The organism is uncultured Methanobrevibacter sp. (assembly GCF_905235195.1).
GTDB lineage: Archaea > Methanobacteriota > Methanobacteria > Methanobacteriales > Methanobacteriaceae > Methanarmilla.
Window position 1 is genome coordinate 1 of sequence record NZ_CAJOKH010000067.1, and the last position, 7,803, is coordinate 7,803.

6 protein-coding genes and 1 tRNA gene are annotated in these 7,803 nt (G+C 25.6%); 5 read left to right on the top strand and 2 right to left on the bottom strand.

Going from position 1 to position 7,803, the window contains the following annotated elements:
* Nucleotides 1-506 precede the first annotated feature (506 nt).
* From purF to cfbC, 3 genes are all read left to right on the top strand, one after another.
* Nucleotides 507-1,928, top strand: a complete 1,422-nt coding sequence (gene purF / locus QZ146_RS07865) for an amidophosphoribosyltransferase (protein WP_295723299.1) — start codon at nucleotides 507-509, stop codon at nucleotides 1,926-1,928.
* A gap of 109 nt (nucleotides 1,929-2,037) precedes the next feature.
* The gene (locus QZ146_RS07870; RefSeq protein WP_295723301.1) at nucleotides 2,038-3,294 is read left to right on the top strand and encodes a peptidase U32 family protein; all 1,257 of its coding nucleotides are present in this window, start codon (nucleotides 2,038-2,040) and stop codon (nucleotides 3,292-3,294) included.
* A gap of 1 nt (nucleotide 3,295) precedes the next feature.
* Entirely contained in the window at nucleotides 3,296-4,096 is an 801-nt protein-coding gene (gene cfbC / locus QZ146_RS07875) for a Ni-sirohydrochlorin a,c-diamide reductive cyclase ATP-dependent reductase subunit (RefSeq protein ID WP_295723302.1), read from the top strand.
* Nucleotides 4,097-4,111: 15 nt separating this feature from the next.
* Here the strand turns inward: cfbC and QZ146_RS07880 are convergent, their stop codons facing one another.
* Nucleotides 4,112-4,561 carry a DUF123 domain-containing protein gene (locus QZ146_RS07880; protein WP_295723303.1) on the bottom strand — a complete coding sequence of 150 codons (450 nt, stop codon included), beginning with the start codon at nucleotides 4,559-4,561 and terminating at the stop codon, nucleotides 4,112-4,114.
* A 176-nt stretch (nucleotides 4,562-4,737) separates the two neighbouring features.
* On the opposite strand from QZ146_RS07880, the gene QZ146_RS07885 reads away from it, so the two are divergent.
* Nucleotides 4,738-5,151 (top strand): DUF371 domain-containing protein, encoded by a 414-nt coding sequence (locus QZ146_RS07885; RefSeq protein WP_295723305.1) that lies wholly within the window; start codon nucleotides 4,738-4,740, stop codon nucleotides 5,149-5,151.
* A gap of 226 nt (nucleotides 5,152-5,377) precedes the next feature.
* A tRNA-Leu gene (locus QZ146_RS07890) sits at nucleotides 5,378-5,461 on the top strand.
* A 199-nt stretch (nucleotides 5,462-5,660) separates the two neighbouring features.
* On the opposite strand, the gene QZ146_RS07895 is transcribed toward QZ146_RS07890, so the two are convergent.
* A complete protein-coding gene (locus tag QZ146_RS07895) occupies nucleotides 5,661-7,397 on the bottom strand; it encodes an MATE family efflux transporter (RefSeq protein ID WP_295723307.1) in 1,737 nt (578 codons plus the stop codon).
* Nucleotides 7,398-7,803 lie beyond the last annotated feature (406 nt).

The window sequence follows — 7,803 nt, forward strand, 5'->3', positions numbered from 1 at the left end:
ATCTATTAAAAATATCAATTTTCTTGAATAAGTTCCATTTTTAACAACATCATGAGAGTTATATTCTGGACAAAAAACATTTTGAAGGTTTAAAATATTTTTTACCATTTTTTTTTACTTAAGATAAATAAAGGATTATCAACAGTTTGACAACTGATACGTTTTTTATCCTAATCGTACGGAATTTAGAAAACTCCAGAATCAAATCGGAAAGTTTAAATTGTTTATCAGACATAATACTATTTGAAGCTTTTATATTTGGTTTTGTCGTATTAATATATTAGCTTCACCTTATATATTAAGTTTACTACTTTTAAATTAAAAATAACGGAAAATTAATAGAGAAAAAAATTATATTGAAATATTTTTTAAAAATTAAAATCACTTAAGTTTTTTAAAGTGCCGATTTATAATTAATCATAATCTATATATTATAAAATTTATATAAATTAGATTAGTAATATTAAAATAATATAAAATTAATAGATTTTTAAAGGGAGAATAAAATGAAGGATAAATGTATATACTCTAAAAATTTTGATAAGGATGTATCAGCATCAGTTTATTATGCTTTATATGCCTTACAACATAGAGGTCAAGAATCTGCAGGTATTGCTACCTATAACCATCAAAAAGGAATCAATTATTATTGTGGTATGGGTTTAGTATCTGATGTCTTTAAAAATAATGAACTTCAAAAATTAGAGGGAGAAATCGGAATTGGTCATGTAAGGTATTCTACAACTGGCCAATCAAAACTTGAAAATTCTCAACCTTTTGTAACAGACTTTGAAGGAGGATATATTGCTATGGCTCATAATGGAGACATAGTTAATTCTAAACATTTAAGATTACACCTTGAAAATATAGGTTATGAATTTAATTCAGATACAGACAGTGAGGTTTTATGTTATCTTATTAAAGAAGAACATTCTAAAAATGGAGATATTATAAAAACCTTGGAAAAAATTTCAAAAATGATTATAGGTTCTTATTCAATTGTAATATTAATCAATGATGAATTATATGCTATTCGTGATCCAAAAGCTATGAAACCACTAGCTATTGCTAAAAAAGATGATAAGTATATTGTGGCAAGTGAATCTGTTGCTTTTGATGTTATTAGTGCTGAGTTTATTAGAGACTTTAAGCCTGGTGAGATAATATCTGTTATTGATGGGGAACTTACAAGCCATACTTTAGAAATTGCTGATAAATATAATAATGCAAGGTGTATGTTTGAGTATGTTTACTTTGCAAGGCCTGATAGTGTTATTGATGAAAAATCAGTTTTTGATGTTAGATTGAATATTGGTAAAAAATTATATGAAGAATTCCCATTTGATGCTGATTTAGTAGTACCAGTACCTGATTCTTCAATTCCATGTGCTCTAGGTTATGCACGTGCAAGTGGAATAGACTATGGTGAAGGTTTGATTAAAAATAGATATGTTGGAAGAACATTTATTATGCCTTCTCAAGAAGAGAGAGAATTGGCAGTAAAACTTAAATTAAATCCTCTTAAGGAAGGTCTTCAAGGTAAAGATATTGTACTTATTGATGATAGTATTGTAAGAGGTACTACCTCTGCTGAATTAATTAACATTTTAAGAGAGGCAGGAGCACGTAAGATTTATTTGCTTATTGGTTGTCCTCCAGTTATTGCACCATGTTTCTATGGTGTTGCAATGGCATCTAAAGATGAATTAATTGCGGCAAACTTCACTATTGAAGAGATTCAAGAAAAAATTGGTTCAGATGCTTTAGGTTATATTAGTATTCCTTCACTTGTTGAGGCTATTGGTATGGGAGAGGATGAACTTTGTCTTGGTTGTATTAATGAGAAATATCCTACTGAAATACCAAATGATTTGGAAGCAGAATCCTATTATGATTTCTTAATCCAAAGTTTTTCAAAAGATGATTAAATTATTATAATTTCCTCTTTTTATTTTTCTTTTTATTTTTTATTTTTCTATTTTTTTACTAGTCATTATTGCATTTATTTAAAATTAATTATTAACTTATTGGGGTATTATGGTAGAACTACTATCTCCTGCAGGAGACTTCACAGCACTTAGTGCAGTTGTTAAAAATGGTGCGGATGCTATTTATATTGGTCTTGAAGGGGTCAATATGAGGATTAATGCATCAAACTTTAAAATGGATGATATTAAAAAGGCATCTAAAATATGTAACGACTATGGTTCTAAATTATATGTATGTACAAATACTATTTTAAAAGATAAAGACATACTTAGATTGTCAAAACAAATACCTGAACTTGCACAAAGGGATGTGGATGGTGTTATTTTATCAGACATTGCTCTTATAGAAAAATGTATAGATAGTGGCATAGAAGCTCATATTAGTGTACAAGAAAATGTTACAAATACTGATACACTTAAAGTATTATCTAAAATTGGTGCTAAAAGAGCAATTTTATCACGTGAATTATCAATTAATGAGATTAAAAATATTGCATCTAAATCTCCAATTGAAACGGAAGTCTTTATACATGGTGCAATGTGTATGGCCATATCTGGCAGATGTTTTTTAAGTTATGGTTTATATGGCCGTAGTGCTAATTGTGGAGATTGTCTCCAACCCTGTCGTAAAAACTGGAAATTAAGTTTTGATTATGATAAAAACGATAAAGTAATTAATAGTAGTGATTTAAAAACTGATGAAGAGACATTTTTTATTTCAGAGGCCTATGATAATTCATATAGAACCACATTTTTCTCACCAAAAGATATGTCGATGATTGAACATATTCCTGAATTAATTGATACTGGTGTTGATGCTTTTAAAATAGAAGGTAGAGCTAGATCAGCTGATTATGCTGCAACAGCAACATCTGTTTATCGTGAAGCTATTGATTTGTATCAGAGTGACAAGGAAAAATATAAATATAATCCGCAATGGATGGAAAGGTTAAATGAAGTTTTTAATCGAGGTTATGATACTGGTTTTTATTTTAACACTCCCTATGAAATAAGCGAAAACAATAAATCTAAATATATTAAAAAAGATATTGGTAAAGTAATTAATTATTATAATAAAGTAAAAGTTGCTGAAATTAAAATTTGGGATGATTTATCAGTTGGTGATGAGATAATGATTCAAGGACCAACCACAGGTTCCATTCGACATACTATAGATTCTATGGAAATAAACAATGAGCAAATAGATTTTGTCGAAAAAGGTCTAAATGTAGGTATAAAAATACCTTATAAATTACGTAAAAATGATTTTGTATATAAATTAGTTGAAAGAGTTGAAGGTAATTAATATGGGTGAAAAAAGAATAGCTATTTATGGAAAAGGTGGAATTGGTAAATCTACAACTGTTGCTAATTTATCTGCAGCTTTAAGTAATCAAGATTTAAAGGTTATGGTTATAGGATGTGATCCTAAGGCAGATACTACTAGAACATTATATGGTCAAAGGTTACCTACTATTATAAATACAATTGAAGAGAATAAAAATCCTTCTCTTGAGGATATTGTTTTTAAAGGATATAATGATATATTATGTACAGAAAGTGGAGGACCCAAACCTGGTGTTGGTTGTGCTGGACGTGGTGTAATTGTTGCTATGAAAAACCTTGAAAAACTTAATGCATTTGATGAAGATTTGGATGTAAGGTTTTATGATGTATTAGGAGATGTTGTATGTGGTGGCTTTTCAGTACCACTTAGAAAGGATTATGCTGATGAGGTTTACATTGTATCATCAGGTGAATATATGTCACTTTATGCGGCTAATAATATATCTCGAGGAATTAAAAAATTAAAAGGCAATCTTAGCGGAATTATCTTAAATAAACGTAATGTTTTAAATGAAGAGGATATTGTTTCAATTTTTGCAGAAAAAATAGGTACAAAGGTTGTAGGTGTTATTGATAGAAGTCATCTTATACAGGATGCTGAGCTTGATGCAAAAACAGTAGTTGAAAAATACCCAGAATCTGTTGAAGCAGAGTTATATTCAGTACTTGCAGAGAATATTTTAAATAATAATGAAAAATCTACTCCCGAGCCTATGGATGAAGATGAATTTGAAGATTTCTTTAAATCCTTTTCTAATTAGTTTTTTTTATTAATTTTATTTATTTAGATTTTCATTGAAATACTTAAGGTCAAAGTAACTCATATTATTATTTTGATAAGCATTTATACATTCTATTTTTGCATTTTTAATTTTTTTAAAATAATAGAGATGACTTTCGCAATTACAATCACTAGAACCGAATTTATCTATCTTATTATTTGATTTCTTATTAATAAATTCTGATAATTTACATTCCAATTTCTTAGTTGAAATTGTAAATATTACATCAATAATTTCACTATTTTGGTCTTTAAGAAGATAATCTATATGCCAATGTAATTTTTTATCATCCGATAAATGTCTTTTTATACGAGCAATTATTGAGTTCATTGCAGAACCAATATAAATATAACATCCTTTATCAAAGTTAATTTTACCTAGTGAACCTATTTTAATTGTTGATTTTTCCTTTAGATTAATAATTAGACAGTAGGTTCCTTTCATATTATCACATTTTTTTATTAAATCTTGCTAATATAATTAAATATTATATATATGATTTAATCATAATATTTTTTATAATTTTAAATTAAAGCTTATTTAATTATTGGATAATTAAATTTATTAAATTTAAGCAATAAACAATTATATATTATTAATAAATTTTTTGGGAAATTGTTATGAACTTAAAAATTAAAGCTAAAGGGCATTCAAATATAACTGCCCAACATCACTCAACATTTGAGATTACTAAAGATAAAACATTGACTAAAGCAGGTGACTGTATTATTGGTTTGGATATGGATAAAACTATGCTTAATTTTCCAGAAGATTTCAAAGAAAAGCTACAAAATGATAATACAAAAGTTAGGGTATGTCTTAAAACTGAAAATGGCTATGATGAGATTTGTGGAAAAGGTGATCATCGATTGCCTTTAAATCATTTAACAGATATTGTTATAAGAAAAAGTGATTTTATTTGTAGTAGAACTTTAATGATTCATGCTGATAAGGCAGCAAGTGATTTAGATAGAAATTTAATCAATGATTTGGCTAATTTTAAAGACATTTATATGGAAATCATATTAGAATAGTTTAAATAATTTTTTTTATCTATATTTTAAAAACTTTAATTATATATGGATAAATTTTGAAAATTTTAAAATTTAAAATATTTTCAATTTCATTTAGAAACAATATGCTTTAATTTTATTTTTTTTTAATTTATCTAATTTTATCTTAGAATATAAAATATTAGATATATTTATATACTATTATTAGTATATATTTGATTACTGTATATTTAGTATTATCAAATATGCGGGGATGGTCGAGTGGTCAAAGGCGCTAGGTTGAGGGCCTAGTGGGTTAGTCCCTTCGCGGGTTCAAGTCCCGTTCCCCGCACTAAAAAATATATTACTCAACTATTTTTAGATTTTAAACAATACTTTAATTTTAATATTTCTATCTAAATTCAATAATTTTATTCATTTAAAATATCTGATTTAAATATTTATAAAATGTGCTGTTTTTAAAAAAGAAAGACAGAAATTATTAACTTTTCTTAATTTTTTAAGTATTTATTATAATATATTTTAATTTATTAAGATTTTAATTTTTTAAGTATTATTATAATAAATATTATCAAAATTTGGGTAATTATAAATAAAAGTATGTTTGAATTTCCATAAACAGTCATAAAGGTGAAAATTAAAAGAGCGGAAATCATAAAACCTATTAAAGAAATTTTTGGTTGATCTATTTTTTTTAATAGTAATATGCTAACTGTACCTATAGTTAAACATATTATTCCACTAGCGAACATTGAATAATCATTAAATGAAATAGGTGAGAGAATGATTTCAATTACAACTATTAACATAGCGATTAATTCTATGATATATAGTATTTTTCTTTGAATACTATTATTTTTTATAGTTTTATCGTATTTTTTAATTTTTTTCAAAAATCCGCTATCATTATCAGCATCGAACTTTTTAACTACATCTTTATTTTCGTATTGTTTATCAAAATTATTGAATAGATATCTTAAGAATAAGTAATATATAATGGCAAATACTACTTCACTAACAGTAATTCCAATTAATACACAGCTAGCATTAGCTAATATTTTAAATAATACAAATATTATACTTACTTGCATAATAATTTTTATTATAGTAAATAATAGTGAGTACATACTTTTTCCAAAACCGTCTAACATCTTTGAAGAAATTGTTGCAATAGAAATTGAAATTATTATAAATATTCCAAAAATTGCAATCCACAATATTTGTGATTCCATTCCGGTAATGGAAAAAAATTTATAGGCATAATTACGTATAATCATGAATCCAATCATCACTATAACCGCTGTAATAATTGACACTTTAAGAACGTATTTATACATTTCATTTAATTTATCGAATTGTTGTCCTCCGAATAAATGTCCTGTAACACTCATTAATGCTCCACCATAACCACGAGTTGGTGAAGACAATAATGTTCTAATTTTATTTGATACTGAATAAAGTATAGGTCCTATTTCGCCCATTGTTATTAGTAATATACCATTAATAAATGATGATGAGAAAGCCCATAATCCACTATCTAAGAAATTAGGAAGAGCAACTTTGAAAATTTCAGTTATAATGTATGGTCGGAATTTAAAGTATTTTTTAGATAAAGGTACTTTAGTTTTTCCAGAGGTATATAAATATAAAAAGATTATAAATGGAATCATTGAAGATAAAACGGTAGTATATGCTGCTCCTTTAATTCCTAAATGTAATGTAAAAATAAAAATAGGATCTAAAATTATATTTAATATATTTGATGATATCATTAATATTGTTGGAATTTTTGAATTTCCTTCTGCTTGAAAAGTTTCAGAGAACACATTAAGCATAATGAATATATATGCAAAAGTTATAATTGGAATTAAATAATCCCAAACTAGAAGATATGATTCAGATTGATTCACATCATATAATAGTCCTTGGGTGAATAAAGCACATATTACTATAAGAACCCATATTATATTAGATAAAAGTAATCCATGAATTAATGTATTATATGCATTTTCATAATCATCTGCCCCCATAAAACGAGACATAAGAGAATTAGTTCCCATACCAATTGAATCACCAAATGCAAATATAAGAGAAACAAAAGGTATTGAAATACCTACTGCAAAACTAGCATGAATACTTATTTGTGATATCCATACCATATCAACTATGCCATAAAATGCATTAAAAATACAAAAACCAATTAAAGGTATACTTAAATTCCAGAAAGACTTTTTAGGCACTGAAACCATATCAACTTTTTTATTCATAAATACTATTTTTAACTTTATCCTTAAAAAATTTTTTTAAAAATTGATTTATTTTATTATTTTTTTAAATATTTTAATAATAATTTCATATTTATTTCATTTTTCCTCTTAAAATTACTATTTATTTTTATTATTAGTAAATCCTTGTTTATTAAAAAAATATAATTTCAAATTTTAATCATTTTTTTAAAATTCAAATACTAAGATAAAATATTCGTATTTTACTAATATTAACATCGATTTTTTTTATTAATTTTCTTAAATAAATTTTTATAAATTTTATTTTAAAAATTCATTAATATTTTACCAATGCTGTCAAGCTAAGAAAATTTTGATTTTTTAAAAGCTATCTTGAATGTTTGATTTGCATTTTTTATGATAATATTTATCTTTTTCTCTTTCTTCA

What these genes read in the sequence shown, in the direction of transcription:
- QZ146_RS07870 (WP_295723301.1), top strand. Translation starts at nt 2,038, where the DNA reads ATGGTAGAACTACTATCTCCTGCAGGAGACTTCACAGCACTTAGTGCA.
- purF (WP_295723299.1), top strand. Translation starts at nt 507, where the DNA reads ATGAAGGATAAATGTATATACTCTAAAAATTTTGATAAGGATGTATCA.
- cfbC (WP_295723302.1), top strand. Translation starts at nt 3,296, where the DNA reads ATGGGTGAAAAAAGAATAGCTATTTATGGAAAAGGTGGAATTGGTAAA.
- QZ146_RS07885 (WP_295723305.1), top strand. Translation starts at nt 4,738, where the DNA reads ATGAACTTAAAAATTAAAGCTAAAGGGCATTCAAATATAACTGCCCAA.
- QZ146_RS07895 (WP_295723307.1), bottom strand. Translation starts at nt 7,397, where the DNA reads ATGAATAAAAAAGTTGATATGGTTTCAGTGCCTAAAAAGTCTTTCTGG.
- QZ146_RS07880 (WP_295723303.1), bottom strand. Translation starts at nt 4,561, where the DNA reads ATGAAAGGAACCTACTGTCTAATTATTAATCTAAAGGAAAAATCAACA.